Raw genomic sequence first — 26,658 nt, forward strand, 5'->3', positions numbered from 1 at the left:
AAGGAGCACCAATCTCCAAAACCTGCTGGTCGACTAAAAATCAAAGCAGATTGCATATGGAAATATTCCACCAAAAAAGGCCAGCAATGTTAAAGGTCAACCCTCCCCCTGATAACACCCACTTTATCTTTGAAAGACAACACCCTCATATCAAAGCCACTACCAGCATCTAACTTATCAAGCAATTTCTTAAGATACAAACTACCACGAAGCTTTCCATCAGCGAGCTGCTTAACATACCGTGAATTAACACTCTCTCTTTCAATCGCAAGAGCCGTCTTATCAACAGCATCTGCCATATATTCAAAATCTCTAAATTTATTTTCATATGCACGACGAAGGGAAACCAAAACACTAATATGTCTTATGTTTCTTTCTGCATTAGAATCACCCTCGGCTTCAGCCCAAGAAGCAGCCACTTCAAGCTCCGATAACCGTTGACCCAAAACACTTTCAACATCTTCATCACGGTACATATTGTAATATGCCTTAGCCTTCTGCACAAAAAACTCAGGCTCTTCACCCCATATAGCCTCAAGTCTATCGTAAACGCCTAAAATAAGCTCTGATGCTCCCGGACGATCTCCTCTAAATACTGAATTCAAGCTATCAAACTTACTCAGCTCTATTGCAAGACGTCGATCCCTTTTTGAAACTTCTACATAAAGATTAAAAAGAGTTTCACCACACCATGAAACTCCTCTAGCCCGATAAATTTCTAGAATAACAGCCATTAGCCATGCATCTGAATGCGATATCAGCTTATATCCTGCATGACTAGATCTTTCTGATGCATATGTTTTCTCATACCCCAAGTAAGGAGAAAGAGATTCGACCAGAGCATCAACGTCTCCGTGTGAAACATTTAAATATTTAACCCAATCACCATCAAATCTTCTAGTAACTCCCAAAACATACAGCAATTTCATAAGCAAAGCTGTCTTGGGGACTCTCTTCACCACATTGTTTTGCCCAAGAGTCGAGTAAGCTTGGAAAATGTTATCCAGGATATTTCTTCCAAGCTTAAAAGCAGGGCACCGAACCTCTTTTAGCTTCTTATTAGCAGCATCTGTCTCTAACTTGCTAAGTTTTCCGCTCAATTCAACCACAGGAGGCGGATTTAACTTATGATTTGAGAGACTTTCTACCATGAGAGAGTCATCACTATCCAAAACAACCAGTATGGAAGTTGAGTTTTCAATAATACTAGCTTGATTCTTTCTCAAAATCTCAGTCATAGCATAGTCAAGTGTCTTTGCATCAAACACAATGACCGAATTTTTTTTTGAGATAAGCTTGTGAAGATATGGTGTATCAAGATAAGTACCAGTGTTTATATAATAAACACTCTTGTCTGCAATTGAGTTAGCCACAGACCTTGCCATCAAGGTCTTACCTGACACTCTCCCTCCAGAAAGAACTACTATCCCACCTTCTTTGATAAGAGACAAAACCTCTCTTTCTTTACTACGCCCACCATAGTAGTAAGGAAGGATTTCACCATTATCAGATGGCGCCATCCCTAAATTATCAACACCAGATATAATGTGTGCCTTGTTTGAAGACTCATCTTTCCCAAGAACCCTCAAGTCCAATAGATAACTTTTCATCTCCCCATCAGAATCAGCAGACGCTTTATACGCCTTATCAATGAGATCATATATTTGCCAAAACTCACCTTTTTCATGAATAATTATCGTATTAACACCATGACGCCTGAGCTTCTTCTTTTCTATAATATCTGGCTCTTTGTCTGAAAAAACAATCCTTCTCGTCTCTTTTTTTCCTTCCATTTCACGAGATGCCACAAGGTAAGCAATATCATCTTCATCTTTCAATGAACAGCCCAAAAAAATTATATTTTTTGCCAACATATCTTCTTCAAGTAACTCTAACATTCTCTTGTTACTTTCTATACTTGCCAGATATGACGCTTTCCTAAAAACCAGCCTGCCTTTATCATGCGTCAGCTCGTAGTATATATCTCCATGAAGCTTATAAACTGGTTTGTAATGCCGTGACTTATCTGACAGGCTGTCGTCATAAGGATAAATAGGCAGAAATTCCGAATGTGACTCTATCGCATCATCGATATTAAGCGTGTAAATATACTTCCACTCAATCTCGTTAAGAAAAGACTTCTTGGCACTCCCCAAAGAAACGCCATAAAAATGGCTTCTTAATGTGTCAGTGACAACATCTTCGGGCATTTCACCTGGATCAAAATAAAAATCAGCAACTTCTGAGAAATGTTCACTACTTAGCTTCTCAATATCTTGATGTGAGAAGCCAGACCCGTGTTTTTCCAGCTGGCTTAACATAATCTTTTTAAAGCCTTCGCCATTAGGAACCTTTTGCCCGCCTTTGGAAGGCTCTCCAACTGTAAACCCAGCCCCAAGAACAGGAACCAGCGTTGCATCTTTAAAATAACCAGAAAGAATTTCTACAAGATTTACATCGTCATGATTGAATATTTCCAATTTAATTCACCTATGAAGATAAAAACTAAGCGTAATCAGGGATAGTCCCCAATTCTAAAATGGCATGACGGGTATCGGCGATCAACGTGTCACCATCAAGGATGCGCACCCGTTGGGTATGCAGATGTAGGATACATGCGGGCTCAGCGGGGTGATCGGCCATCGGCAGTTCCCTTGCGAATCGGCTGATCCATCAGCCTAGAACGAGGGGCACAGAATGTCACCGCTTAGTGACAATTTCACTTAGGCCTTTGATCTACATCGGTCTCCCGGGAATGAACCGCTCGTCCCTCCCAAGCCCTCGCCCGCTAGGCGCCAACGCGCCTGCCCGCCATGATGGTGGCCTTTATCAGCTGCGGGAGACTTCGGGATCAACCAGACACCACGCGCACCGGCACCGTTGACGACGCTGGGCGGCCGCTCCGTGCTCTTCGTGATGGCGGCGGACGCCAAATACGGGCCGCATCTGCGGGAGCGGTTCACGCCCTTCATGACCGGCGTGGGGCCGGTGGAGGCAGCGGTGGAACTCACCGCGGCCCTGGCGGAGCTTGCGGCGCGCGGGCAACGGCCGGACCTGGTGGTCTCGCTGGGCTCGACGGGCAGCCGGACGCTGGAGCAGTGTCAACGCCAATGAAGGTTGTCCGGATTTCATCAATTCAGATTGTCCGGTTTTCATCAGTGCTCTTTCATCGGTTCTGATCCAGCCTCGTGTGAGGCGCCTTCCTCCTTCGTTGTGGGTGTCGTCACCAATCCGGCTCGACGCTTGTCCTTCAGCCGGTAGCTCTCTCCTTTGATGTTCAGGGTGGTCGAGTGATGCAGCAGCCGATCCAGGATGGCCGTGGCGATGACCTGATCACCGAAGATTTCGCCCCAGTCCATGAACGACTTGTTCGAGGTCACGATGGTGCTGGCTCGCTCGTAGCGCCGGTTGATCAGTCGGAAGAAGAGGCTGGCTTCCTCTCGGGTCATCGGCAGGTAGCCCATCTCGTCCAGGACCAGCACCTTCGGATAGGTCAACTGCTGGAGTTGCCGGTCGAGGCGGTTCTCCTGACGCGCTCGGACCAGGGTGCTGACCAGCCGATCCAGGGTCATGAACAGCACGCGGTGACCGGCTTCAGCGGCCTTCACCGCTAACGCCACGGCCAAATGCGTTTTCCCCACGCCAGGCGGTCCGAGCAGCACCACGTTTTCGCTACGTTCGACGAAGCCCAGGCCGGCCAGGTCGCGCACGATCTTGTGATCGATGCTCGGCTGGAAGCTGAAATCGAACTGCTCCAGGGTCTTGATCCAGGGGAGTCGCGCCTGCTTCAGCCGGGACTCCAGTCCCTTCTGGTGTCGGCCGCCCCATTCCTGGGCCAGGGCCTGCTCGAGGAACTCGCGGTAGTTCAGGTCCTGCTTGCTGGCGTGTTCGCAGAGGCTGTCGAGCGAGGCCTGTAGGTGGTCCATCTTCAGGCGGCTGAGCAACTGGTCCAGGGCTATCACAGCACCTCCTCGTAGACCCGCAGGTCACGCTGCTGCACCGACAGGGTCTGCTGCCAGAGGGCGGCATGGTGCTCCGGTACCGAGCACCAACCGGCCTGCACCGTCTGGAGGCGATGCTGAGCGATGGCCTCGCCGGCCGCGCTGTAGACGGTCAGTTCGTCATCCAGGCTCAGGCGGATCACGACCGCCTGACCGCAGTAGGCGTCGGGCACGCTGTAGCGATTGCCGCGAACCTCGATGTAAGCGTCCCAGCCGACCTGGCGCAGGTCGTGGTAGCGGGTATCGAAGTCGCTGGCGGGCAGGCCTTGCAGCGCCTTCCGCTCCTCCTCAAAGCGCTCCGCCGGTGTCTGACGGAACTGGCGCAACGGTCGTTCATCGGCGACCCGCTCCAGCCACTGCTGGAGCAGCTGATTGAGATGGGCGATGCTCTCGAACGCCCGATAGCGCTGGAAAAAGTGCTGCTTCACGTAGCCGACCATGCGCTCGGTCTTGCCCTTGGTACGAGGGCGGTGCGGCCGGCAGGCCTTGGGCGCGAAACCGTAGTGGTTGGCCAGTTGCAGGAAACCAGCGTTGAAGATGACGCGGTGGTCGCGGTCATGCTTCAGCACCGCCGCCTTCTGGTTATCGACCAGCACCGTGCGCGGCACGCCGCCGAAGTGGCGGAAGGCCTGCACCAGCGCCTCGTAGGTGTGCTCGGCATCCTGGCTGAGAGCCGCCCAGGCATGGAAGCGGCGCGAGTAACCCAGCGTGTTGACGGCGAAGCTGACCTTGCAGCGCTGGTCAGCGACGATCGTCTCGATCTCGCCCCAGTCGTGCTGGAGCTGGAAGCCGGGCTGAGTCTCGAATCGCACCGTTTGCTTGCTTGGCCTCAGGGCCCGCTTGGGCTGGATGTACATCCGCACGATCGTGACGCCGCCGCTGTAGCCCTGCTCACGGATCAGCTGGAAGATCACCTCGGCGTTCCAGACGTTGTCGGCCAGCAGCTGATCGATGATCGGCTTGTAGGGATCCAGCTTGCTCGCTCGCGGCCTGGCCGATCGTCCCGTTGGCGCTGCCTCGCGGCCCAGGTGGCGGCGCACGGTGCGTTCACAGCAGCCGATCTGATGGGCAATGTCCACGAGGTGAGCGCCTCGCTGGTGAAGTTGCTTTATCATGAGAAAGTCCTCTCGGCTCAGCATGGCGCGATCCTTACGGGTTTGGTCACCAGCAAGGAAAGGTCATGCGGGTCGGGGGGACAATCTGTTTTGATGATTTACGGACTTATAGCTCCGGCGTCGACACTCCTCCTGGTCCGGTAGACAAACCGCCACCGGGGCCGGTAGAAAGCCCGCCACCCGGACCAGTAGAAAGGCCTCCACCAGGACCGGTAGATAGTCCTCCGCCGGGACCAGTTGACATACCTCCGCCCGGGCCAGTCGAAAGGCCGCCACCTGGGCCCGTGGACATTCCACCTCCGGGGCCTGTTGATGCTCCTCCGCGCGGACCGGTAGAGAGACCACCTCCGGGGCCCGTTGACTGCCCACCATATGGACCGGTGCTTAGATTTCTTGGCCATCCTTTCTGTTCTGGCATATACCTCCTCCTTTTTTCGCCTAACGCTTAAAGCACCGGCGCTGGAAGCGTCCGGTGCCTTTATTTGTTATAGTGCCCGAATTCATTTACTTGGAAGTCATTTTCAACAGCGTATCTAACAACTGGGGGAATGAGTCGTAGCCATCCTCAGCTAGAAAGTGACCGGCACCATCAATTGAGTATAAATCTGCGCTCAAATCACTGGCTAGCGCCTCAGTTAAGCTGTAAGGAACAATTGGGTCTTGAGGTGATCCAACCACTGCTCGTTGAGGAGCTACTTTAATAATTTTTTCAAAGTTAACCTGGTGGTCAACAAAGCTATTCAGTTGAGGTAGTTCTGGTAGAGGAGCGACGAAACCCGATACCAAAATCAATCCACCGATAGGTTTGTCTTCCTCCCTATCGTCTAGGTAACTCAATAACGATACACAGCCTAAACTGTGTGCCACTAAGAAGGTCTTTTCATTTAACCTATCGATATTTTCCTCCAGTGTTTTCTGCCAAATCATTGGATCAGGTGAAAATGAATCGGGCAAAGCCAATATATTAACTGCAATCCCACGTTCTTCTAGTTTATCTTTTAGCCATTGAAACCAATGATCATCAGGAGTGGCCATGAATCCGTGGATAATATACACATTATATTCGCTCATTGATAAACTCTTTTCAGATGCATAGGATGTAGGTGATGTGGTTGTTAACCAGAGTGAAAACATGAATAGAAATGACTGTTGTACTGCCATCGATAGATTTTTCTTGATGTTAAGCATGTTCATATTTATGTTTCCTTTATCTATTCAACTCGTGCTATCCTAAACCCTGACAGTACTGTCAAGGTCAAGCCTCTAGGAGAATTATTTTGCGAATTGGAGAATTATCGGAGCAGACGGGTATCAGCCAACGGATGCTACGTTACTACGAGCAAGAGGGTTTGCTTGAGCCAGAGCGCTCCAATGCGGGATATCGTATATACAATAGAAGCTCAATAGCATTAGCGCGCCATATTCGCAACCTGAACGAGGCGGGTATGACGCTAAAGAATATTAAAATCTTATTACCCTGCCTATCAGATAAAGAGACACACCCGCAGTTTGTTGGTTGCTCTGAAGTTAAGGCTGTTTTACAGAAGGAATTAGAAAAGCTAGATGTGAAACTAAGAGAACTAAACAATAGCCGCAATGCAGTAGCAGGCTTTTTATATGATTTGATTCCAGAACAGGATGAAAGCTCTCAAGCAAACTTGAGATAGGTAACAGGTGCACATAACAGGTATTAGATAGCCGGCTCGTTTATTGACTTGAACGCGCCGGCGCGTTCAAGTCAATAAACGAGCGCAACAGATTGCATGTAACCTTTTGAAAAACAAAGATGTTAAGTATAGCTTGGCAACATAACACCGATAAACGTGCCGGCTTTATTTCCTGGGCATCGGGCTCGAGCCAGAAGCCACCGCCCCCTCGCGCAGCAAGCTGCGCTCCTACGAAAACCGTCTTAGGCCACTCTTGGCGTGTCATTCCACAATCTCCGCCACCTTGTCCGTATCAAAAGCTAGCAGCCCGGCAATCGCCTGCATGTCGTCGACCGGCCGTTCATAGCTCCAGGCCACATCGGCGATATCAGAAAGCGAGTAATAGGTGGTTTCGCCCTTGAAGGGGCAGTGGGTGACGGTGGAGGAAATCGAAAGCCTCGACATATCCACATCCTCTCTGGGCAAATACTGGCGGTGTGGATAGCCTTTCTCGCGCAGCTCAATGGCGCTGCAGGTATCGGCGATCAGGGTGTCGCCAGCAAGGATGCGCACCCGCCGGGTATGCGGGTGCAGGGTAATGCGGGGCTCAGTGGTGTGATCGGCCATGGCAGTCCCTTGCTGGTTGGCTGATCTTTCAGCCTAGAACGAGGGACTCAGAATGTCATCGCCTGGTGACAATTTTGCTTAGGCTTTTGACCCAGGTCGGTCTTACGGGGACGTTCGCTGGGCAGCCACCGTGCCAACACGCTTGGCGCCACTGACGAAACTGGTGGTGTCGATAGTCTAGCCGCGTGGGCGCCCTTCACTGCGTACTCACCAGCTCCATATGCAGCAGCGGATAGGGCTTGCCCAGCCCGTCGAGCGGTGAGCGGTCCCTGACGGCAAACCCCTTGTGCTGGTAGAAGCCCAGCGCCAGTGGGTTCTGTTCATTGACGTCCACCTTGGTGGCGCCTTGGACGGTCACCGCGTCATCCAGCAGCAAGGAGCCGATGCCTTCGCCGCGCGCATGCGGCGCGATGAACAGCATCTCGATGTTGCCGTCGTGCACGCCGCAGAAGCCGAGGATTTCACCGCTTTCACCCCTGACACAGGTCAGGTCAACCGCGCCGAAATACTGCTCGTAGATGAGGGGCTTCAGCTCCAGGAGATCCTGTTCGCGCAGGAAGTCATGCGTCTCCCTGACCGATGCCTCCCAGACGTCCAGCAGCTCCCGATAATCTTGTTTCCCTACGCTCTCGACGTTCATCGAACACTCCCTGCCTGCATCATGTACGGCTACCCCGCCGATAAAAGACGCCATACCGCCTGCCGGTGTCAAATGATGAACGCGCCGGTGAGCGGCGTGTACCGCCGTCATCCCGCGGGGCCGAAGGTCTCGAAGTCGATCCGCTCGGCGCCGATGCCCTCGGCCTCCAGACCGGCGCTCAGTTCGGCGAGAAACCCCACCGGGCCGCACAGCAGGTAGCGCGCCTCGGGCCCCGCCCCGAGGGCGACGAGATCGCCGGCCGTGATCCGCCCCTGGGCCTGATAGTCGAGGCCGGCCTGGTCCTCCGCGCGCGGCGCGCTGTAGCAAGTGCGAGAGTGGATGCGGCTCGCGTTGGCGTCGGACGCGGCCACCAGTTCCTCGACCTCGGTCCGGAAGGCGTGCGTTTGGCCATGCTGCGTGCCATGCACGAACCACACGGGGCGGTCGGCGTTCTCGGCCACGAGCTGGTGCAGCATCGCCAGCATCGGGGTGATGCCCACGCCGGCGCTGACCAGCACCAGCGGGTCGCGCGACGGCGGCACGACGAACGCCCCCGCGGGCGGGCGCGCCGAGATGCGGTCGCCGACCTCGAGCCGGTCGTGCAGGAAGCGCGAGGCGAGGCCGTTGTCCTCGCGCTTGACGCTGAGCCGGTAGCGCTCGGCGTACGGCGAGCCCGAGAGCGAATAGCTGCGCCCGACCCGCCCCGGCCGATCCGGGATCGCCAGTTCGACCGCCAGGTGCTGGCCGGCCTCGAAGGGCGGCAGCCTGCCGCCGTCGGCATCGCCCAGGTGGAAGGAGGTGATGCGGTCGCTTTCGGCCACCTTGTCGATGACCTCGAGCCGCAGCGGCGCCTCGTCTTGCCGATTCCATCTCAGCGCCAGCGCCGCCGGGCGGTCCACGACGCGCTCCAGCGTCACTTCGATCAGGCGCTGCGCATGGGGGTCGTGGCTGGCCCGTGGCGCCCAGTCGATCCTGGCTCGGCCGGTGAGCTGCAGCATGCCGCCCGTCTCGAAGTCGACGAACAGCAGCCCCACGCGCGGGTCGCGGAGCAGGTTGCCGAGCGTGTTGAAGAAGTTGTTGCCGGCGTAGTCCGGGATCTGCAGGGTCCGCTCATCGAGCACGCGGACGAAGCCGGGCTCGCCGCCGCGATGCGACGCGTCGTACCCGCGGGTCGGGTTCTCGCCGCCGGCAGCCGCATCCGCGTCGGCACTGACACCGGTTCCGATAAAGAATGTGTCGGCCGAGGCGATACGTGCGCGCTGCGACGCCTCGAGCCGGTGCGATACCCGCGCGCCGGCGGGCGATGGCTCGACCCGCCGCCATTCGCGTTCGCGGATGTATTGCGGGCAGTTACCGAAGCTCTGTCTCACCTCGACGACGAAGGCATCGCCCGCGGGGCGCATCCTGCCGTTGGCCCGGTTGCGCCGCCGCGTGGCCAGTTCGATCCCGAGCATGCCGATCTCGGTCCCAGCGCCAATGGCCTCGGCCAGCGGATCGTGTTCGGCGAGCGTGGCGGCGATGCTCAGCGTGCGCGGATCGGGCGAGGCGATGAAGCCGTCCTCCCCCTCAAGCATCGTCACCCACGGGCGCCCCTGTGCGTCGCCGGCGGATACGACCACGAAGGGCAAGGCGCTGAAGAACTCCCGGTGCTGCTCGGGCATGCGGTCGCGAATGAAGCCGCCAGCCGAGCGGGCGATGTGTTCCACGCCGGCGCGCCGCTGGGCCTCGAGCTCTCCCGCATGGAAAGGCGTGTCGTGCCGAGACGTCATATCGGCTGTCATGTCGGCTCCCTCTCGAATGTCGTGGTCTCGGAGCGCCCCGGCTCAGGCGAGTGACGGCGAGCGCGCCATGCCGATGAAGCGAGGCAGCGCCTCGATGCGAGAGAGCCAGGCGCGAATGTTCGGGTAGGGCGCGAGACTCACGCCGCCCTCGGGGGCGTGGGCGATGTAGCTGTAACCCACGATGTCGGCCAGCGTCGGCCTGTCGGCCGCCAGCCAGTCGCGGCCGTCGAGGTGGGTGTCGATCATCGCCAGCAGCTCGTGCGCCTTGGCCTTGGCGGCCTCGTGATCGAGCGGCGCATCGAACACGGTGACCAGGCGTGCGGCGCAGGGGCCGGCGGCGATCTCACCGGCTGCGATGGAGAGCCAGCGCTGCACCCGCGCCTTCTCGAGCGGATCGGTGCCGATCCAGGTAGCGGGCTCGCCGTAGCGCTCGACCAGGTAGGTGATGATGGCGTTGGAGTCCGCCAGGGTGATGCCGTTGTCATCGATCGCCGGCACCTGCCCCAGCGGGCTGATCGCCAGATAGCCGGGCTCGCGGTGGGCGCCGTTGGCCATGTCGAGGTCGACGTTCTCGTAGGGCACCTCCAGCAGCGCGAGCATCAGCTCGACGCGGTGGCAATGGCCCGACTTGGGGTTGCGATAGAGCTTCACGGGGGCGTCGTTGAGGGCATTGGCGTGCATCATGACAGGGCTCCTTCCAGTGACGAGACGGGTCCCGCGGGACCTCGGCACCGAACCGCGAGCGCCCTGCCTCCGCCATGCAGGGCGGGCGCCAGCGATGCGGCGAGTTCGTGGCGCCCACTTTACTCACCGGAAATTCATGAAAGAATATGCCTGCAATGAAAGGCACTATTTTGAATACTGAAACTATCTGAACCCCGAAACGCTGCGTTTCCCCGACACCATCGAGCGCCCATGGATCGTCTGCAGGCCCTGACAGTGTTCGTCGCCGTGGCCGAGGCGGAGAGCTTTGCCCAAGGCGCCCGCGCCACCGGGCTCAGCGCGCCCTCGGCCACCCGCGCCATCAACACGCTCGAGACCGCGCTCGGCGCGCGGCTGTTCACCCGTTCGACCCGGCGCGTGCGGCTGACCGACGTCGGCCGGTCGTACCTCGCGGAAGTGCGCGACATTCTCGCCCAGCTCCAGGCGGCCGACGACGCCGCCTCGGGGGCAGCCAACACGCCCGTCGGGCAGCTGCGCATCACCTGCCCCCAGGAGTTCGGGCGCATCTATGTCACGCCGCTGATCACCGATTTCCTGGACCGTCATCCCCAGGTGCGCGCCGAGGTGCTGATGCTCGACCGCATCGTCAACCTGGTCGAGGAAGGCTTCGATCTCGCCGTACGCATCGGCCACCTGCCCTCCTCCGAGCTCACCGCGGTGCGCATCGGGCAGGTTCGGCGCGTGATCTGCGGCTCACCGGACTATTTCGCCGCCCGGGGGCGCCCGCAGCGGCCGAGCGACCTCGCCTCGCATCGTGTCGTCTCGCTGGCCACGGCCGCGCCGTCGCGCGAGTGGCGATTCGGCGCGGATGGCACCGAGACGGTCAGGGTGAATCCCCAGCTCTCGGTGAGCAGCGTGGCGGTGGCCATCGGCATCGCCAGGCGGGGCTGGGGGCTGTGCCGGGTGCTGTCCTATCAGGTCGGCCCCGACCTCGCGTCCGGCGAGCTCGAGACGGTGCTGGAGGCCCACGAACCCGCCCCGCTTCCGATCCACCTCGTGCACGTGGAGGGGCGACGGGCCGCGGCCAAGGTGAGAGCCTTCATCGATTTCGCCGCGCCGCAGCTGCGTCGCATCGAGATACTGCAGTAATGGCTTGGGGGCAAGCCGTCAGCACATAGGCGAGCGGGTCCACCATGGCGGCGGCGATATGAGCCATTAGACGAGCCCTCGAGGCGTTACCTGCACATCCTTGAAACCTTGGCGCCAACGCCCCCACCCGCCATGATGGTGGACATCATGGGCCAAGGGAGACGCTCGGAATGAACCAGACACCACGCTCACTGGCGCCGCTGACGGAACTCGGCGGCCGCTCCGTGCTCTTCGTGATGGCGGCGGACGCCGAATACGGCCCGCATCTGAAGGCGCGTTTCACGCCCTTCATGACCGGCGTGGGGCCGGTGGAGGCGGCGGTGGAGCTCACCGCGGCGCTGGCCGAACTGGAGGCGTGCGGGCGGCGACCGGACCTGGTGGTGTCGCTGGGCTCGGCGGGCAGCCGGACGCTGGAGCAGACCGAGGTCTATCAGGCGACGTCTGTCGCCTACCGCGACATGGACGCCTCGCCGCTCGGCTTCGAGAAAGGCGTCACGCCCTTCCTCGACCTGCCGGCCATCCTGCCCCTGCCACTGCGCATTCCCGGGATTGCCGAGGCAACGCTCTCGACCGGCGCCAACATCGTCTCGGGCGCGGCCTATGCCGCCATCGCCGCCGACATGGTGGACATGGAGAGCTACGCCTGCCTGCGCGCCTGCACGCGCTTCGACATACCGCTCGTCGTGCTGCGCGGGATCTCGGACGGCAAGGCGGAGCTCAACCACGTCGACGACTGGACGGAGTATCTCCACGTCATCGACGAGAAGCTGGCCGCCGCGGTGGATAGGCTGGGCGAGGCCATCGGCGAAAGCTTGTTGCCGCGCTGAGGCGCCACCTTTCCACGCGCGGGTCGCGGCATCTCGATGCCTCAGCCCCGCGGCAACACCTGAGCCAAGGCGGCCAGGCAAGCGTCGACTTCCTCCACGCTGTTGTAGTGTGCCAGGGAGATGCGGGTGACCGCCTTGAGCCCCAAAGGGCGCAGAATGTTGCCCGAGAAGACGTCGTCACTTCGCGCGTGGACGCGTATGCCGCGCGCCCCGAGCTCGGCGACGACATGCTTGGCATCGAGGTCGTCGACGGCAAACGATACCACCCCTTCGCGGTAGGGAGAGTCACCCGGACCGATGAGATGCACGCCAGGATAGTCGCCCAGTCCCGGCAGGCCGGCTCCGCCTTCCAGCAATCGATGCACCAGGGCGCGTTCGTGAGCGCGCATCGCCTGACCAGCGGCAACCAGGCGGTCTCTGCGCGTAGGCGCCTCGGTGAAGCTGCTGCCAAGCCAGACGAGGTAGTCGACCATCTCGCTGACGCCAGCCAAGGCCGAGGGGTCACGGCTGCCCAACTCCCAGGCATCCGCGGGCTTGCCGGATAACCGCTCGTGATCGATCACGCTCAGGCGATCGGACAGCCAGGCATAGCCGTTGTTGAAACGGCAATACGCCTTGTAGGGCGAGATGACGTAGGCATCGACATCATAGTCATCGACGTTCAGGAAGCCATGCGGCGCATGCTGGATGCCGTCGACAACGATCATGCACTCGGGCGCGACGGCACGGATGGTCCGCGCGATGTCGGCAACGTCCATGCTCATGCCCGTGACCGGGCTGGTATGCAGTATGGTCGCGATGCGGGTATCCGGACGCACGCAGTCCGCATAGTGCGATGCTGTCACCCGCCCGGTCTCCGGGTCGAAGGGAACCTCGATCCAGTCGCGGCCGGTACGGCGCGCCCAGTGGGCCGTCGCATCATAGGTGGCGGGATGCTCCAACGAGCTGGCCACGATGCTGCCACCCGTCTCGACGGCAAGTGCCGCCGCACGGATGACGCGGAACAGGCATTCGGTGCCCGTTTCACCGCCCAGAATGACACCGCTGCTGGCGCCCATGAAGCTGGCCAGGTCGCTGCGCCCGTCCGCCACGATCTTCGACACCGCCTGGGAGGCGAGATTGTCGCGATGTTCATTATCGGGGATGCCAGCCACCTCGGCGCTGCGCTCGACGACCGACTTGAGCGTCAACGACCCGCCGGCGTTCTCGAAGAAAACCCGCTTGCCCGTAAAGGGGCAGGCTTCGACGTGCATGAAGGCATTTCGCACCTGATTCAGCAGCGCGTCAGGGAGAAGAACCCCTTCCGCAGGGATGTTCTTTGGAATGGACATGATGGGGGCCGAAGTCGTTGTCATGGGTGATATCTCCGTCGCCCGGGCAGACGAATGCCCGGGTCGTATTGCAAGCACGATGGGGAAAACGGTCAGTGAGCGGCGCTGCGCCGGCGGCGCCACTGGTTCCAGAGCGGATACGCCAGTGCCAGTACCACCAGCAAGCAAAGCGTCATCGACAGGGGGCGAGTGAAGAACGTGCTCAGGTCCCAGTGGGAGATCTGCATCGAGCGACGGAAGTTGACCTCGAGGATGGGGCCCAGGATCAAGGCAATCACCAAGGGCGCGGCAGGATAACGCCAGCGCTCCATGAAAAATCCCACCACGCCGAAGGCAACGGCTAGCCAGACGTCGAACATCTCATTACGCAGCGCGTAGGTGCCGATCATGCTGAAGACCAGAATCATCGGCCCCAGCACCGCGCCTGGAACCCTGGTCACCACCACCAGGTATCGGCACAGCCACAGGCCAAGCGCGGCAAAAAGCACATTGGCCAGTAACAGCGAAAGAATCAGGGTGTAGGTCGTTTCGGCGTGATCGGTGAACAGGCTCGGGCCAGGAATCATGCCGTGGATGGTCAAGCCGCCGACGAATACCGCCGTGACCGCATTGCCGGGTATGCCCAACGTCAGGGTGGGAATCAGCGTGCCCCCGGTGACGGCATTGTTGGCCGACTCCGATGCCGCGACGCCTTCCAGCTCGCCCTTGCCGAAGCCGTCGGGTGCCGGGGAGTGTCGACGCGCCTCGTTGTAGGAGATGAAGGAGGCGATGCTGGTGCCGGCCCCGGGGAGAATCCCCACCACCGAACCGATGACGGAAGAGCGCAGCAGGGTTCTCGAGCAGCGCCGTATATCCCGCCAGAGAGGCAGGCCGCGCCCCTTGAGCGGCTGCCCCTTCTCGGCCAGCACACCGCCACCCTCAGGCACGCAAAGATTGAAGGCCTGGGAGACCGAGAACAGCCCTATCAGTACCGGCAGCAACGGCACGCCCTCGAACAGTTCACCCTGGCCAAAGGTGAAGCGTTGTACACCGGTAAACGCATCCAGGCCCACGCAGGCCATCACCAACCCTACTCCGGCCGACAGCACACCCTTGAGCGGGCGATCCGATGCCACGCCCACGATGGTGACCAGCCCGAAGATCGCCAGCACGGTATATTCCTGGGGACCGAAGGCCAACGCCACCGTCGACAAGGGCGGTGCGATGGCCATCAGCACGACGACGCTGAACAGCCCCCCGAACAGCGATGCCAGGGTCGCCATGCCCAGTGCCTCGCCGCCTCGCCCGGCCTTGGCCAACGGATAGCCGTCGAGCGCGGTGGCAATGGAAGCGTCCGTGCCCGGCGTGCGCAACAGAATCGCCGTTACCGAGCCGCCATAGACTGAGCTGACGTAAACGGCGCCGAGCAGGATCAGGGCGAGATCCGGCGGCATGTTGAAGGTGATGGGGATGCACAGTGCGACCCCCATCGTCGAAGAGAGCCCCGGCAACGAGCCGATCGTCATGCCGGCCAGGGTGCCGAGGAACAGCGTCAGCAAGGCCATCGGCGTCAGCACGTTGCCGAAGGCAGTCAGTAATACATCCATCGGGGAATCTCTCGAGTGAGATCGCAGGCTGTTGCTAGCCCATCAGCCGGTTCGTGGGCAGAGGCACGGACAACAGATACACGAAGACCACGTAGATCAGGGCCGAGAACGCCACGGCAATGACCAGGGCCGCCGGCCATCGCAAGCGCCCCAGCCAGCGCAGACTGGCCAGCAGGAACAGTGGCAATGCCACGAAGGTACCGACGGTAACCATCAGCCCCAGCAACCCCAGCACACACAGGCACCAGCAGAGGAATCGCCGCCAAGGTAACGCCGCAGGCGGCTCATCAGGGGCACGACCGCGCAGGCTACCGAGCGCGATCCCTGCGCAGGACAGCAACCCCAGCGTGCCGGCGATCACGGGGAAGATCCCCGCGTCGCCACGCATGCCCAAACCGGTGACTATCGCAGCCGCACAGAACCCGCCTACCAGAACGGCGACGCAACGGTCGATGGCATCGATACTCATGGGATACGCTCTCCGATTGCCCGATCACTGTTCGATCCAGGGATCCTTCTCCCAGAGCGCCTTCAGCCGATCATGACTGTCGTGGATGAAGTCGACGTATTGCTGGCCATAGATGGGATTGACCGGCATGTTGAGCTTGGCCATTTCGGCACGAAACGCTGGGTTCTCGACGACCTCGCGAGTCACGTCCAGGAGAGTGTCATACACCTGTTGAGGGACGTCTGCCGGAACGGCAAAGCCTCGCGACGCGGCGGCCTGGACGTCGTAGCCCTGCTCCTGCCCGGTGGGAACGTCGGAAATGGCCTCGACCCTCTCATCGGACCATACCGCCAGGCCACGCACCTTTCCTTCCTGGATCTGGGCCGCCGCTTCCGACATGTTGCCCTCGAAGGCGGTGATGTGGCCGCCCAACAGCGAAGCGGTCGCCTCGGCGTTGCCGTTATAGGAGACGAAGCTGAGGTCGATGCCGGCCTCTTCGGCAAAGTTGAGTGCCGCGAGATGGTCATCCCCGCCGACACCTTCGTGGGAAATCACCACTGATTCAGGATCTTCCTGCACCGCGGTGACGAGGTCGTCCAACGATTGATAGGGGCTGTCGGCAGCGACCGCCAGCACCCCCGGGTCGGTCACCACATTGGCCAGCGGCCGAATCTCGTCCAGGGAGTAGCCGACGGTCTCCTCGCGGGTGAAGGGGTATACCTCTACCACCGGTGAGTTGATCAGCCCGATGGTGTATCCGTCCGGCTCGGCGTTGGCAAGATGTACCCAGCCCAGCTCACCGCCGGCACCCGGCCTGTTGACCACGACCACCCGCTGCCCGAGTTCTTCTTCCGCATACTTGGCGAAAATCCTCGCCATGGTGTCGGTGCTGCCCCCGGCACCAAAGGAGACGATCATCTGAATCGGCTTGGTGGGGTAATCAGCCGCCAGCGTTGCCGTGCTCAGGCCACTCGTCAGCAGCGTAGCCATCGCACCTAGCATCATCTTGCGCATAGAAATGGGTTGGGCCTTCATGACCTTACTCCTTGTTGCTGTTGTATTGAGTCACCAAGGCAGGCCGCTTGGAGGAATCCTCTCGCCTGGCGCTGCAAGCACTCGTCGATTAGATAACCCTATTTCACTCTTTCAAAAAAGCGAATATATTTCATATGATAACATTCTATAAATTCATCTTTTGGCCGTGCGATGCTGACACTCAAGCAACTCGAGACGTTCGTCCAGGTGGTCGAACTCGGCACGTTCGAGCGTGCCTCCCAGCGCCTCAACGCAACGCAGTCCACCGTCTCCAAGCGCATCTCCGAACTGGAGCAGGCCACCGGACTGCCGCTGTTCGACCGCTCACGCCGCAGTGCACGACTCACCGAGGAGGGTGAACGGCTGCTGGAACTTGCCTATGCAACGCTCGAGGGGGCGAAACAGATTCTGGAGCTCAATGAGAAACCCGATCGCACGCTGCATCGCGTGCGGATCGGCTTCACCGAACTGGCCGCCCTCACCTGGCTTCCAGGCTTTCTTCGTGATTACACCACTGAGCGGCCCGACATTCGTTTAGACATCACCATCGACATGAGCCGTACGCTGTATCAGCAGTTCCAGGACGGTGAGCTGGATTTGGTGGTCATACCGCAGGTTCCCGAGGCCTTCGCTCAGCCGGGAGTAGAAGCCCAGCTGCTGGAAGAAGTGGAGATGGCTTTCATGGCCAGAGAAGGCCTGGTGGGAGATCCAAGCCCCGTTTCGTTCAGGGCACTCGAACGATACCCCTTGATCAGTCAAGGCAAGCGCTCCGGATTCGCGCACGACATCAATCGCTGGCTATCGCATCAGGGAATGACCGCCTCCAACCTCACGGCCGATAACCTGCTGGCACTCGTTGGCCTGGTGGCAGCGGGGCGTGGCATCAGCGTTTTCCCCAAGCTTTGCGTACAACGCTTCGCCCGCGAGCAAGGACTGGAGATCCTCGAGACCTCTCCCCCTTTACCCACGATCGGCTATTACGCGCTATACCACGGGGGAGTTCGCATCTCGCTGTTCGAGGAGCTCGCCCTTCGGCTGGCCAGTGCCGCCGACTTCACAAGCCCCTTTTTCTTCTCCGAACACAGTCTATCGCGTAGCGAATCGCATTCTTCCGAGGGCATGTAGCCCTCGCCGCCGACATGGTGGACATGGAGAGCTACGCCTGCCCGCGCGCCTGCACGCTGACCTACCACTCGTCGTGCTGCGCGGAATCTCGGACGGCAAGGCGGAGCTCAGGAACGTCGACCGACGGGCAGCGGCTACCGACCCTCGCCCTCGGGCCGTGTGAGCGGCAGTGGGCCATACTCCTTGACGGTCTGGATGGCGAAGTTGCTGCGGATGTCGCTGACACCCGGCAGGCGCAGCAGGGTCCCGGTCAGGAAACGCTCGTAGTCCGCCAGGTCCGCCACCACCACCTGCAGCAGGAAGTCCGACTCCCCCGACACCAGGTGGGCGGAGACCACCTCCGGCAGCGCCACGACCGCCTCGCGGAAGGCGTTGGCCTCGGCCTCGTGGTGGCGCTCCACCTTGATGCCGACGAAGACGGTGAGGCCGAGGCCCGCCCCGCCACGGTCCAGCTCGGCGTGATAGCCGCGGATCAGCCCCGCCGCCTCCAGCTGGCGTACCCGTCGCAGGCAAGGAGAGGGCGAAAGGTTCACCTCCTCGGCCAGCTGCACGTTGCTCAACCGAGCGTCGCGCTGCAACGCCGCCAGGATGCGCCGGTCGATTGTATCCAGCCGATACATTGGCATTAATTTTCAATCCTATCTTATTCATTGGCATCTTATGCCAATTTTATCCATTTCCCGGACCAACTTCGCAAGGACCTGCCGGCGCCTCCGAGGCTAGACTGGCAGCGTTCCAGGCAGAAGTGTCACTACGGTGGGAGGCGAGGCTATGGAGCTGTGGATGTTCATCGGGGGCCTAGCGGCGGTCTACCTGCTGCCCGGGCCCGACATGCTCTTGGTGCTGCAAACCGGCAGCCAGCAAGGTCACACCCGGGCGCTGGCCACCGCGGCCGGCCTTGCCGTGGCGCGCGGCCTGCACGTGGCCCTGGCGGCCTTGGGGCTGGCTACGCTCTTCGCCACCGCGCCCTGGACCTTCGATGTGGTGCGCTATGCGGGTGGCGCCTACCTGGCCTGGATCGGCCTGCAACTGCTCCGTTCGCCCGACGCCAAGGCGAACATCGACGCGGCCAACGTGGGGATGTTCGACGACGGTCACCGCCGCGCCTGGCGCCGTGGCCTGCTGACGAACCTGCTCAATCCCAAGTCGCTGCTGTTCTGCTCGGTGCTGCTGCCCCAGTTCGTGTCTCCTGGTGAGGGGCCCGTGCTGCTGCAGTTCACCCTGCTGGGCGGTCTGCTGGTGGGCATAGGCCTGTTGTTCGATGCCGGCTACGCCACCCTGGGGGCCGCGCTGCAGCGCTGGTTCGCCGGCAGCCCCCTGCGGACGCGGCTGCAGCGTTGGACCTTCGGCTCGCTAATGATCGCCTTCGCCTTGCGCCTGGCCGCCTGAGGAGCAGGCGGCCTTGTCCTGCGCCAAGACGCCAACGTTGCGTCCCGGCGGCCCTCTCCCAAAACCAGCACCAAAGAATGACTTGGACCATAGGCGGCTCGGTCAAGGCGCCGGCGACGGCTCGCCATCGCACATCAGTATCCCCGCCAGTGAACTGAGCCCAAGAGCGACCTGACAAGGCGATCCGCGTCGATGTAGAACTCCCGCACCCGTGACTCTCAAGCAACTGCAACCGAGGTGCCCCAACTGCCGCCACTCGGCAACCGCCACGTGATTATCGTGATGGCGGCCGAGGCCGAGTATGGCCCGCATCTGAAGGCGCGGTTCACACGCTTCATGACCGGCGTGGGACCGGTGGAGGCGGCGATGGAGCTCACCGCTGCGATGGCCACCCTGGCCCAGCAGGAGCGCCTGCCGAACCTGGTGGTGCCGCTGGGCTTCGAGAGGGGCATCACACCCTTTCTCGATCTGCCGGCGACCCAGCCCCTGCCGCTGCGCATTCCCGGGATTCCTGAAGCGTCGCTCTCGACCGGCGCCAACATCGCTTTGGGCGCGGCTTTTGAGGCCATCGACGCCGACGTTTCAGACACATCCAATACTCCCCGAAGGGCGCTGGATCGACGCAGAAGTTCTTCTCTTGCCCGAAAGCCCTCAATCAGCAAGGAAATCCCCCACATAAACGAGGTGTTCGAATGGCACGTCACGCCCTTGTAGCGCCGCGACGGCGGTGTCGAGCGTCGCTCGTACGACGGTATGCTGCTCGCTTCGACCGGCGTGGCAGACGACCGCGAGGGGTGTGGAGCCAGGCAGAACTCGCTTCAAGCGCTCGGTCAGTTGCTGGAACCGTGATCGCATCGCAAAAAAGACCAGCGTGGAGCCGGTCTGCGCTAGGCGCTGCAGGGTATCGGTGCCGGCATAGTCGTCGCGGGTATCATAAGCGGCTGCGAGAATGACCGACCGGCTCATGCTGCCGGTCATGACGTCGCGAGCCAAAGCCGCGTTTGCAGCATTGAAGCTCGACACCCCAGGAATGATTACCGGGTCGAGGTCGCTGAACTCCTGGATGAAGCCCGCCTGCGGCCCGAAGATCATGGAGTCACCATAGTCGATGACAGCGATTCGCTTGCCTTGATCCGCTGCGCGCCGGACGATTTGTCTGACGTCGGCCTCCATCGCGTCGGCTTTCTCGGCCGGAGTGTCCTTGCGGATCAGGTCCATGAACAGGCCATGTCCGGCATCATGGAGCTCCTTACCCCCGAGAAGATCCGCAAAGGTCACCAGCAAACGAGAAGTCCCGAACACGACGTCGGCGCGTCGCAGAACCTCCTGAGCGTTCACGGTAATGTTTCCCGCATCGCCGATGCCCGTGCTGACCAAGTGAAATCGACCACTGAGGTAGGCCGGCAGAGATTCGCCGACGGCTTGAGCAGCACGAGGATGTGAGTTTGCATCAGTCATGATTCATTCCCTGCTGAGTTGATGACATCGAAATGGGTGTCGGGCGTTTCCTCCCCACGAAGAAGACCACCATGGCAAGTCCGAACGACGCCGCTGCCAGGAGAAACGTGTGGGAGAAGGCTTCGCCGATGGCGAACGTGGAACTCGAGGCCACCTCCTGATCGCCCAGTAGCGAGGCAAACAGCAGCGGCATCAGCGATGCGCCGGTCATGAACCCCAGGTTGCGCGACAGACCAATCAGCCCGGAGACCATGCCCCGTTGCGCGTCTGGAGCTTGTGCCATCGTGGCGGTGTTGTTGGCGGCCAAGAATAGTTGGAAGCCCGGCGTTGTCAGTACCAGCGCCATCACGTAGCCGGGAATCCCGACTCGAACAGGCAACAGTGCGAAGCAGATCAATCCGCCCGTCGCAAGTACCAGACCAGCAAGCAGCATTCGGTCGGTGCCGAACCGGTCCGTGAGTTGGCCTGCGGGTATACCGGACAGCGCGGAAGCAGCAGGGCCGACAGCCATCACAATGCCCGTCATCAGTTCGCTCAGGCCCAGGCCAAACGCCAGGTAAAAAGGCCCAACCACCAGCGTCGACATCATGATGGCGCTGACAATGAGATTCATGGTCAGAGATGAGGCAAGGACTCGACTGCCCAGCAGGGCCAAGGGCACCAGCGGATGGGAGGCTCGCATCTCGAAGACGACAAACACCGCCAGCGCAATGGCGGTCGAGGCAAGTAGCGTCCAGACAGGAATGGCCATTCCGACCTTGCCACCCGTGGCGGACATCGCGAAGAACAGCAGCGCCAGACACAGCCAGAGGCTACCCGCCCAATCCATGCGAGCCGTCGTGGTGGCCGGTCCTTTCTCCTTGGGGATGCCCATCGCCGCAATGGCCATCATGCCAAGCGCGCACAGGAGCAACAGGACAAAGATCGAGCGCCAACCCAGAAGGTCGATCAAGGCCCCACCAAGAGAAGGACCCAGCGCAGTACCGATTGCCGACATGGTGCCCAGCAACCCCATCACTACACCCATGCGCTCCTTGGCGATCAAACCCTTGGCGAGCGACATCGGCAATGCCATCAGGACCGCGGCAGCCAGGCCTTGTCCCACCCGGCCCGCGACCAGCCAGCCCAGGCTCGGTGCGACGGCACAGGCGATCGAGGCCAAGGTGAAGAGCACCAGGCCGGAAAGCAGCACACGGCGACTTCCGTACAGATCGCCCATGCGTCCGGCGGACACGATGGCCACCGTCAGCGACACCAGATAGGCGAGCACGACCCATTGCACCTGCTGTACCGATGCCGAGAAAGCGGAAGCCAGCGTTGGAAGCGCCACCGTCGTGACGCTGATGCCGAGTGAGGCCAGCAGAATGGAGCCCGCCAGTGCAGACAAAGCGAGCTTGTTGCCGGGTGGAAGAGCAGGTTCTTTCATGTGCTTGACCCTTGATCGAGGCTTGGTTGCAAACCACTATGCAACTTCAAGTCGACTTTAAGTCAAGCACGCGCCTCATCGATATCGGCGTACTCTCGAAGGCCAAGTCTGCCTCGACCTGCGTCGAGCGAGCGCGCCGATGAGCTCGATCGCCAGGCTCGATGGCTGAAGACCTTGAGCAACATGCTTCGGCACGTTGCAGGATGCCCCGCGCCGTCCCGTCTGGAGTGCTCAAGGTTTCAGATGATGCTGCGCGCAGCTTGTCCCACAGAGGCGGCCAGGAACGCGTTGCGGCACGCTGTCCGAGGGGATGACGCGTAATCCTCCACGTCATCGCGTAGCGATCATGTGTGCGATGTAAAAATCGATGCCTGGTCGAGAAGCCACATGTTCAGAGTCGTCTGGATCGAGCCGTCACCCAGGGTGGTAACGGACAGCCTGAAGCGGGCCAAAAACCTGATTTTCGGCGTTTATGGTTCATTCGCCAGAAACGACAAGATGGCACTGACCATCCTGGCATGATGGCGCTCTCTCGCTTCCTGAGAGGCAGGACACAATGCCACATCGCCTCTCTCTTCCCGCAGGATCTGCGGCCCTCTCTCAGTGCAGACGGCGAAGGCATCGAAGCGATCGGCCTCTTGGATCGCGACGGTCTCGGCCCGAGGCAGCTGCGCTGTCTTGCGTTCCTGGTCACCGAGCGAGATCAACAAAGCCGGGGCGGCTGATGCCATACCGTCATCCGAAAAGGCCGTCAGGTACTCGGGATCGATGGCGACCGCAGCCTTGACGCGGCGATCGTGCCTGGCTTGCCCGAGTTCCCCGGAATCAACCTGATCCAGGGTGACGCCCTGCGCCCTGTACCACTCACAGTCCGGCCCTGCTTCGCCATCATCGTTGCATGTTTGAAGGTAGCGCTCGGCGCCAAGCTCGGCCCCGGACACGGCAAGAGCGGCCGTTCCACCCAAGGCAAAGCCCACCACGAAAACCCTGCCATGATCAACGTGCTCCGCCCAGCGCTGGTCGCCCAGCATCAGGTCAAGGCTGCGGCTTATGTCTCGAGGGCGTTGCCAAATCTCGTTTACCGCCATTGCCGCACTTTCGGGGCGTGGCGCATTGACCTCCACGGCGATAAAGCCTGCCTTTGCCAAGCCGGCACCAAGCCATGCCCCCGAATTTTTCGAGGACCGCAAACCGCCGTGCGACACCACGACGAGAGAAAATTCTCCTTTCAGCACCGAGGCATGATGCGAGCCGTAAACGCCCTTGAAAACGGCATTTCCGCCAACCATGGCAGGTGAACCGCCTTCGGATGGGTACCAGATGGATAGTTCGATCGGGCGTTTTTCATCGGAGGCATCGACCTGAGACGAGACGCCTACCGATGAATCCGCAAAGGCCGGCACGACGATGGCCAAGAGCGACAAGAACAGACGCAGCCTCATGGTGTTTCCCCATATATCGTCAACAAGAAACTGCCTACACTTCCTCGACGCTCTTCTCGCGCCCTGGCCACATCGTGGGTATTCGGCCATGAGAATATCACGGTGGAAGACACCAGAAGCTCCAACCGGCCCACAGCCGCCCCGCATTCACGAAGCGACGCGCTCTACCGGAACGGCCGACGGGACCATCTCCGCCAAGGACGAGGAGTTGAACAGTCCTACCCGCGCGAGGGGCATGCCACCAACGCCTGGACGCTCTAGGCTGGATGGGAAAGGACTTCCCGGAACCGATTGAGGAGAGATCATGCCCGCCACTCGCACGACCTCACCCGCCCTGGAACGGGCCCATCTGGTGTGGGACCTGCTGATCATCGTGCTGGTGATCGCCAACCTGGCGCTGCTGCTGTTCGACAGCCTGTTCCTGCTGCCGCCGCTGAATGCCGCCTTCGAAGCCGTGGCGCCCGGGCTGTACGGCGCCTACGAGCGGAACATCCACTCCAACTTCCTCACTATCGACCTGGCATTCGTGGCCGTCTTTCTGCTCGACGTGCTGCTGGGCTGGGCGGTGGCCATCGCCGAACGCCACTACCACCGCTGGTTCTTCTATCCCTTCGTGCACTGGTACGACGTGCTCGGCTGCATCCCGCTGGGTGGCTTCCGGCTGCTGCGTATCCTGCGCGTGATCTCGCTGCTGCACCGCTTGCAGCGCATGGGCCTGATCGACGTGCGCCGCTGGTATCTCTGCAGCGTGGTCGCCAAGTACTACGACATCCTGCTGGAGGAGCTCACCGACCGCATCGCCATCCGCATGCTCGACAACGTGCAGCAGGAGATCCGTGCCGGCGACGGGCTCTCCGCCCCGGTGATCGAACGGATCGTGCAGCCACGCAAACAAGCGCTGATCCGCGAGATCAGCCAACGGCTGGAGGCCATGGCCGGCGACGCCTATGCCCACCACCGCGACGACACCCTGCGCTACGTGCGCGGGCTGGTCGGCCGCACCCTGTCGGAGAGCCCGGAGATTCGCCGCCTCGGGCGCCTGCCGCTGGGCAGCCAGGTGGCCCGGGGGCTCGAGGCCTCGTTCTCCGACCTGGCCTGCCGCCTGGTCGACGAGGCGCTGGCGGGCCTGCAGTCGTCGGAGTTCTCTTCCCTGGTGGAGCACCTGGCCGAGAGCGGCTTCGATGCCTGGCTGCGCACCGACCCGCATACCGAGCAGATCACCGAACAGGTGCTGGTGGACATGCTGGAGCTGCTCAAGGAGCAGATCGCGGTGAAAGGCTGGCAGCACAAGTACGACTGAGCAAATCGCCGGGCTGACTCAGGCGCCGCGGCTAACCTGCGCCAGCCGGCTGCCCCAACGGGGCCGGCGCACTCTCGAGGCGCTTGCCCATGATGCACAGGCTGAAATCGCTGCCATCCATGCGGGCGACGTCCGGCAGCCGCCCCCACTCCTGGTAGCCACTGGCACGCAGCAGGCGCAGGCTCGGCGCATTATGGGCGAACACATAGCCGACGAGGGTATGTATGCCCAGGCTGGGGGCCAGCGCTTCCGCTCGCCGCAGCAGCCGCTTCCCGAGCAGCCTGCCCTGGTAGTCCGGCGCGATGTAGATGCTCAGCTCGGCCGTATGGGCGTACGCCGGCCGGCCGTAGAAGTCCTCGAAGCTCATCCAGGCGACGATGTCGCCCTGGTCCTCGCCGACCAGCAGCGGGCGACGTTCCGGCTCGTGCCGGTGGAACCACTCGCTGCGGGATTCCGGGGTCACCGTCTCGGTATCCGCCGTCGAGCGGCGGCTCGGCACCGCGGCATTGTAGATCTCGACGATCCTCGGCAGGTCCTGCGCTTCCGCCAGCCTGATATCCATCATGGACGTCTCGCTCATCGTGATCCTCACGTATTCCTTGATGATGAAAAGCGCCACGCGGCAGAGGGCTCCCCGCCCGACGATCGTCCGCGTGACGATCACCATGAGTGGCAGGGAACCGGTGGCCTCGGTGGCGTCCCAGGAGCTGGCGGCGTCGTTGTGATTATCGTTGTCAGAGCCTCAGCCTAGCACCAACGACTGGGTTTTCTCATTCTCCGGCGCCTCGCGCCGCTGGGCCATACTGTCAGCAGGCATGGCCGAGCGAGGCAGGCACATGGGACGGAATGTTCACGACAGCCACTTCCGACATCGCTACCTGAGCCACGATGCGCTGACGCACCAGCTCAAGGAGTGGGTGCAGGCCTATCTGGCGCTGGCCCACCTGCAGCTGCCCAAGGATCAGATCGCGGTGAAGGGCTGGCAGCACCAGTACGACTGAGGCGGCCGGCGGCTCTATGGAGAACCGAGGTCTGCCCCCGATGAGTCATGCTGGATCTTGATACCATTCAACTGCTCAAGCAGTTGGGGGATGTTGTCTTGGATGATGCTCCACACTGTATCGTCGTCGATCCCCAAATAGGCATGGATCAGGCGATTCCGAGTCGCAATGATCATCCGCCAGGGAATTTGCGAATACTGGTGACGGACAGCATCTGGAATGCGGGTCGCCGCTTCGCCGATCAGCTCGAGGTTACGCAGCGTGGCATCGTAGGTGAGATCATGGGCAAGGAAGCTATCCTGATCGAGGCCTTCCGTGTAGGAGAGAACCTTCTCGGCAAAGCCGATCATGTCATCGATATAGAAGCGCCATTCGCGCTGGGGGCGAGACTCAGACACGCAGCGCCTCACGCTCGATATAGGGCCTTAGCTCGGGGCGAAGCGCCTTGTCGGTCACCAGATCCACGGGGTGACCCAGCAGATCCTCGAGGTAAAACTGTACACCGAAATAACGGGCCGAGGTCGCCGGGCCATCGAAGCTCACCAGGATATCAATATCACTGTCGTCTCGAGCCTCGTCGCGGGACATGGAGCCGAAGAGCGCCAATGATCTGACCCCATATTCGCTGGCCAAGGCCGACATGTGCTCTCGAAGCAGTTGCAGGACAC

Annotated in this window: 29 protein-coding genes; 10 read left to right on the forward strand and 19 right to left on the reverse strand. The window is 60.6% G+C overall.

Annotated features, from left to right (window positions below; translation table 11 throughout):
* Positions 1-89 precede the first annotated feature (89 nt).
* Entirely contained in the window at positions 90-2,480 is a 2,391-nt protein-coding gene (locus FHR96_RS00915) for an SIR2 family protein (RefSeq protein ID WP_183385758.1), read from the reverse strand.
* Positions 2,481-2,904: 424 nt separating this feature from the next.
* On the opposite strand from FHR96_RS00915, the gene FHR96_RS00920 reads away from it, so the two are divergent.
* A complete protein-coding gene (locus FHR96_RS00920) occupies positions 2,905-3,114 on the forward strand; it encodes a nucleoside phosphorylase-I family protein (RefSeq protein ID WP_246392707.1) in 210 nt (69 codons plus the stop codon).
* A gap of 41 nt (positions 3,115-3,155) precedes the next feature.
* On the opposite strand, the gene istB is transcribed toward FHR96_RS00920, so the two are convergent.
* The 3 genes from istB to FHR96_RS00935 all read right to left on the reverse strand — a co-directional run bounded on the left by istB (position 3,156) and on the right by FHR96_RS00935 (position 6,310).
* Positions 3,156-3,962, reverse strand: coding sequence for an IS21-like element helper ATPase IstB (gene istB / locus FHR96_RS00925; protein WP_183385759.1), 807 nt, complete (start codon positions 3,960-3,962; stop codon positions 3,156-3,158).
* Complete coding sequence (gene istA, locus FHR96_RS00930) at positions 3,959-5,140, reverse strand: IS21 family transposase (RefSeq protein WP_183385760.1); 1,182 nt, start codon at positions 5,138-5,140, stop codon at positions 3,959-3,961. The genes istB and istA overlap by 4 nt, the downstream gene beginning before the upstream one ends.
* Positions 5,141-5,620: 480 nt before the next feature.
* On the reverse strand, positions 5,621-6,310 hold the full coding sequence (locus tag FHR96_RS00935) for an RBBP9/YdeN family alpha/beta hydrolase (protein ID WP_183385761.1): 690 nt from the start codon (positions 6,308-6,310) through the stop codon (positions 5,621-5,623).
* Between the two features lie 83 nt (positions 6,311-6,393).
* Between FHR96_RS00935 and FHR96_RS00940 the strand changes: the two genes are divergently transcribed.
* Positions 6,394-6,783: a MerR family transcriptional regulator gene (locus FHR96_RS00940; RefSeq protein WP_183385762.1), complete on the forward strand. Its 390-nt coding sequence runs from the start codon at positions 6,394-6,396 to the stop codon at positions 6,781-6,783.
* Positions 6,784-7,044: 261 nt separating this feature from the next.
* On the opposite strand, the gene FHR96_RS00945 is transcribed toward FHR96_RS00940, so the two are convergent.
* From FHR96_RS00945 to FHR96_RS00960, 4 genes are all read right to left on the reverse strand, one after another.
* Positions 7,045-7,389, reverse strand: coding sequence for a DUF427 domain-containing protein (locus tag FHR96_RS00945; protein ID WP_183385763.1), 345 nt, complete (start codon positions 7,387-7,389; stop codon positions 7,045-7,047).
* A gap of 196 nt (positions 7,390-7,585) precedes the next feature.
* Positions 7,586-8,029 (reverse strand): GNAT family N-acetyltransferase, encoded by a 444-nt coding sequence (locus FHR96_RS00950; protein WP_183385764.1) that lies wholly within the window; start codon positions 8,027-8,029, stop codon positions 7,586-7,588.
* Between the two features lie 107 nt (positions 8,030-8,136).
* A complete protein-coding gene (locus FHR96_RS00955; RefSeq protein WP_221195650.1) occupies positions 8,137-9,810 on the reverse strand; it encodes an FAD-binding oxidoreductase in 1,674 nt (557 codons plus the stop codon).
* A gap of 42 nt (positions 9,811-9,852) precedes the next feature.
* Complete coding sequence (locus FHR96_RS00960; RefSeq protein WP_183385765.1) at positions 9,853-10,494, reverse strand: glutathione S-transferase family protein; 642 nt, start codon at positions 10,492-10,494, stop codon at positions 9,853-9,855.
* Positions 10,495-10,725: 231 nt separating this feature from the next.
* Between FHR96_RS00960 and FHR96_RS00965 the strand changes: the two genes are divergently transcribed.
* Positions 10,726-11,622, forward strand: a complete 897-nt coding sequence (locus FHR96_RS00965; RefSeq protein ID WP_183385766.1) for a LysR family transcriptional regulator — start codon at positions 10,726-10,728, stop codon at positions 11,620-11,622.
* A gap of 170 nt (positions 11,623-11,792) precedes the next feature.
* Positions 11,793-12,449 carry a 5'-methylthioadenosine/S-adenosylhomocysteine nucleosidase gene (locus FHR96_RS00970; protein ID WP_183385767.1) on the forward strand — a complete coding sequence of 219 codons (657 nt, stop codon included), beginning with the start codon at positions 11,793-11,795 and terminating at the stop codon, positions 12,447-12,449.
* 41 nt (positions 12,450-12,490) lie between these two features.
* On the opposite strand, the gene FHR96_RS00975 is transcribed toward FHR96_RS00970, so the two are convergent.
* From FHR96_RS00975 to FHR96_RS00990, 4 genes are all read right to left on the reverse strand, one after another.
* Positions 12,491-13,804, reverse strand: a complete 1,314-nt coding sequence (locus FHR96_RS00975; RefSeq protein ID WP_221195651.1) for an aminotransferase class V-fold PLP-dependent enzyme — start codon at positions 13,802-13,804, stop codon at positions 12,491-12,493.
* 68 nt (positions 13,805-13,872) lie between these two features.
* Complete coding sequence (locus FHR96_RS00980; protein ID WP_183385768.1) at positions 13,873-15,366, reverse strand: tripartite tricarboxylate transporter permease; 1,494 nt, start codon at positions 15,364-15,366, stop codon at positions 13,873-13,875.
* 34 nt (positions 15,367-15,400) lie between these two features.
* A complete protein-coding gene (locus FHR96_RS00985; RefSeq protein WP_183385769.1) occupies positions 15,401-15,835 on the reverse strand; it encodes a tripartite tricarboxylate transporter TctB family protein in 435 nt (144 codons plus the stop codon).
* A 24-nt stretch (positions 15,836-15,859) separates the two neighbouring features.
* A complete protein-coding gene (locus FHR96_RS00990) occupies positions 15,860-16,849 on the reverse strand; it encodes a Bug family tripartite tricarboxylate transporter substrate binding protein (RefSeq protein WP_183385770.1) in 990 nt (329 codons plus the stop codon).
* Positions 16,850-17,020: 171 nt separating this feature from the next.
* Here FHR96_RS00990 and FHR96_RS00995 point away from each other — a divergent pair, with 171 nt between their 5' ends.
* Positions 17,021-17,974, forward strand: a complete 954-nt coding sequence (locus FHR96_RS00995) for a LysR family transcriptional regulator (protein ID WP_183385771.1) — start codon at positions 17,021-17,023, stop codon at positions 17,972-17,974.
* Between the two features lie 134 nt (positions 17,975-18,108).
* On the opposite strand, the gene FHR96_RS01000 is transcribed toward FHR96_RS00995, so the two are convergent.
* Complete coding sequence (locus tag FHR96_RS01000) at positions 18,109-18,600, reverse strand: Lrp/AsnC family transcriptional regulator (RefSeq protein ID WP_183385772.1); 492 nt, start codon at positions 18,598-18,600, stop codon at positions 18,109-18,111.
* Between the two features lie 157 nt (positions 18,601-18,757).
* Here FHR96_RS01000 and FHR96_RS01005 point away from each other — a divergent pair, with 157 nt between their 5' ends.
* Both FHR96_RS01005 and FHR96_RS01010 read left to right on the forward strand, forming a co-directional pair.
* Entirely contained in the window at positions 18,758-19,363 is a 606-nt protein-coding gene (locus FHR96_RS01005; RefSeq protein ID WP_246392709.1) for a LysE family translocator, read from the forward strand.
* Between the two features lie 270 nt (positions 19,364-19,633).
* Positions 19,634-20,077, forward strand: coding sequence for a nucleoside phosphorylase-I family protein (locus FHR96_RS01010; RefSeq protein WP_343066304.1), 444 nt, complete (start codon positions 19,634-19,636; stop codon positions 20,075-20,077).
* Here the strand turns inward: FHR96_RS01010 and FHR96_RS01015 are convergent.
* From FHR96_RS01015 to FHR96_RS01025, 3 genes are all read right to left on the reverse strand, one after another.
* A complete protein-coding gene (locus FHR96_RS01015; RefSeq protein ID WP_183385774.1) occupies positions 20,015-20,821 on the reverse strand; it encodes an SAM-dependent methyltransferase in 807 nt (268 codons plus the stop codon). The two genes, FHR96_RS01010 and FHR96_RS01015, sit on opposite strands and share 63 nt — an antisense overlap.
* Complete coding sequence (locus tag FHR96_RS01020; protein WP_183385775.1) at positions 20,814-22,247, reverse strand: MFS transporter; 1,434 nt, start codon at positions 22,245-22,247, stop codon at positions 20,814-20,816. Before FHR96_RS01020 ends, FHR96_RS01015 begins: the two co-directional genes overlap by 8 nt.
* Positions 22,248-22,717: 470 nt before the next feature.
* Complete coding sequence (locus tag FHR96_RS01025) at positions 22,718-23,689, reverse strand: alpha/beta hydrolase family protein (RefSeq protein ID WP_183385776.1); 972 nt, start codon at positions 23,687-23,689, stop codon at positions 22,718-22,720.
* 304 nt (positions 23,690-23,993) lie between these two features.
* On the opposite strand from FHR96_RS01025, the gene FHR96_RS01030 reads away from it, so the two are divergent.
* A complete protein-coding gene (locus FHR96_RS01030; protein ID WP_183385777.1) occupies positions 23,994-24,989 on the forward strand; it encodes an ion transporter in 996 nt (331 codons plus the stop codon).
* A gap of 31 nt (positions 24,990-25,020) precedes the next feature.
* Here FHR96_RS01030 and FHR96_RS01035 read toward each other — a convergent pair whose 3' ends face one another.
* A complete protein-coding gene (locus FHR96_RS01035; protein WP_221195652.1) occupies positions 25,021-25,554 on the reverse strand; it encodes a GNAT family N-acetyltransferase in 534 nt (177 codons plus the stop codon).
* Between FHR96_RS01035 and FHR96_RS01040 the strand changes: the two genes are divergently transcribed.
* Both FHR96_RS01040 and FHR96_RS01045 read left to right on the forward strand, forming a co-directional pair.
* Positions 25,553-25,714: a hypothetical protein gene (locus FHR96_RS01040; protein WP_183385778.1), complete on the forward strand. Its 162-nt coding sequence runs from the start codon at positions 25,553-25,555 to the stop codon at positions 25,712-25,714. The genes FHR96_RS01035 and FHR96_RS01040 overlap by 2 nt on opposite strands.
* Before the next feature lie 111 nt (positions 25,715-25,825).
* Positions 25,826-25,990 (forward strand): hypothetical protein, encoded by a 165-nt coding sequence (locus FHR96_RS01045; protein ID WP_183385779.1) that lies wholly within the window; start codon positions 25,826-25,828, stop codon positions 25,988-25,990.
* 14 nt (positions 25,991-26,004) lie between these two features.
* On the opposite strand, the gene FHR96_RS01050 is transcribed toward FHR96_RS01045, so the two are convergent.
* Together FHR96_RS01050 and FHR96_RS01055 are read right to left on the reverse strand one after the other, a co-directional pair.
* On the reverse strand, positions 26,005-26,388 hold the full coding sequence (locus FHR96_RS01050) for a HepT-like ribonuclease domain-containing protein (protein WP_343066305.1): 384 nt from the start codon (positions 26,386-26,388) through the stop codon (positions 26,005-26,007).
* The gene (locus FHR96_RS01055; protein WP_183385780.1) at positions 26,381-26,632 is read right to left on the reverse strand and encodes a nucleotidyltransferase family protein; all 252 of its coding nucleotides are present in this window, start codon (positions 26,630-26,632) and stop codon (positions 26,381-26,383) included. The genes FHR96_RS01050 and FHR96_RS01055 overlap by 8 nt, the downstream gene beginning before the upstream one ends.
* Positions 26,633-26,658: the final 26 nt, after the last annotated feature.

The sequence above is a fragment of the Halomonas organivorans genome (assembly GCF_014192055.1).
Classification (GTDB): Bacteria; Pseudomonadota; Gammaproteobacteria; order Pseudomonadales; family Halomonadaceae; genus Halomonas; species Halomonas organivorans.

What these genes read in the sequence shown, in the direction of transcription:
- istA (WP_183385760.1), bottom strand. Translation starts at nt 5,140, where the DNA reads ATGCTGAGCCGAGAGGACTTTCTCATGATAAAGCAACTTCACCAGCGA.
- FHR96_RS00935 (WP_183385761.1), bottom strand. Translation starts at nt 6,310, where the DNA reads ATGAACATGCTTAACATCAAGAAAAATCTATCGATGGCAGTACAACAG.
- FHR96_RS00945 (WP_183385763.1), bottom strand. Translation starts at nt 7,389, where the DNA reads ATGGCCGATCACACCACTGAGCCCCGCATTACCCTGCACCCGCATACC.
- FHR96_RS00950 (WP_183385764.1), bottom strand. Translation starts at nt 8,029, where the DNA reads ATGAACGTCGAGAGCGTAGGGAAACAAGATTATCGGGAGCTGCTGGAC.
- FHR96_RS00955 (WP_221195650.1), bottom strand. Translation starts at nt 9,810, where the DNA reads ATGACAGCCGATATGACGTCTCGGCACGACACGCCTTTCCATGCGGGA.
- FHR96_RS00960 (WP_183385765.1), bottom strand. Translation starts at nt 10,494, where the DNA reads ATGATGCACGCCAATGCCCTCAACGACGCCCCCGTGAAGCTCTATCGC.
- FHR96_RS00965 (WP_183385766.1), top strand. Translation starts at nt 10,726, where the DNA reads ATGGATCGTCTGCAGGCCCTGACAGTGTTCGTCGCCGTGGCCGAGGCG.
- FHR96_RS00970 (WP_183385767.1), top strand. Translation starts at nt 11,793, where the DNA reads ATGAACCAGACACCACGCTCACTGGCGCCGCTGACGGAACTCGGCGGC.
- FHR96_RS00975 (WP_221195651.1), bottom strand. Translation starts at nt 13,804, where the DNA reads ATGACAACGACTTCGGCCCCCATCATGTCCATTCCAAAGAACATCCCT.
- FHR96_RS00980 (WP_183385768.1), bottom strand. Translation starts at nt 15,366, where the DNA reads ATGGATGTATTACTGACTGCCTTCGGCAACGTGCTGACGCCGATGGCC.
- FHR96_RS00985 (WP_183385769.1), bottom strand. Translation starts at nt 15,835, where the DNA reads ATGAGTATCGATGCCATCGACCGTTGCGTCGCCGTTCTGGTAGGCGGG.
- FHR96_RS00990 (WP_183385770.1), bottom strand. Translation starts at nt 16,849, where the DNA reads ATGAAGGCCCAACCCATTTCTATGCGCAAGATGATGCTAGGTGCGATG.
- FHR96_RS00995 (WP_183385771.1), top strand. Translation starts at nt 17,021, where the DNA reads ATGCTGACACTCAAGCAACTCGAGACGTTCGTCCAGGTGGTCGAACTC.
- FHR96_RS01000 (WP_183385772.1), bottom strand. Translation starts at nt 18,600, where the DNA reads ATGCCAATGTATCGGCTGGATACAATCGACCGGCGCATCCTGGCGGCG.
- FHR96_RS01005 (WP_246392709.1), top strand. Translation starts at nt 18,758, where the DNA reads ATGTTCATCGGGGGCCTAGCGGCGGTCTACCTGCTGCCCGGGCCCGAC.
- FHR96_RS01015 (WP_183385774.1), bottom strand. Translation starts at nt 20,821, where the DNA reads ATGACTGATGCAAACTCACATCCTCGTGCTGCTCAAGCCGTCGGCGAA.
- FHR96_RS01020 (WP_183385775.1), bottom strand. Translation starts at nt 22,247, where the DNA reads ATGAAAGAACCTGCTCTTCCACCCGGCAACAAGCTCGCTTTGTCTGCA.
- FHR96_RS01025 (WP_183385776.1), bottom strand. Translation starts at nt 23,689, where the DNA reads ATGAGGCTGCGTCTGTTCTTGTCGCTCTTGGCCATCGTCGTGCCGGCC.
- FHR96_RS01030 (WP_183385777.1), top strand. Translation starts at nt 23,994, where the DNA reads ATGCCCGCCACTCGCACGACCTCACCCGCCCTGGAACGGGCCCATCTG.
- FHR96_RS01040 (WP_183385778.1), top strand. Translation starts at nt 25,553, where the DNA reads ATGGACGTCTCGCTCATCGTGATCCTCACGTATTCCTTGATGATGAAA.
- FHR96_RS01035 (WP_221195652.1), bottom strand. Translation starts at nt 25,554, where the DNA reads ATGATGGATATCAGGCTGGCGGAAGCGCAGGACCTGCCGAGGATCGTC.
- FHR96_RS01045 (WP_183385779.1), top strand. Translation starts at nt 25,826, where the DNA reads ATGGGACGGAATGTTCACGACAGCCACTTCCGACATCGCTACCTGAGC.
- FHR96_RS01055 (WP_183385780.1), bottom strand. Translation starts at nt 26,632, where the DNA reads ATGTCGGCCTTGGCCAGCGAATATGGGGTCAGATCATTGGCGCTCTTC.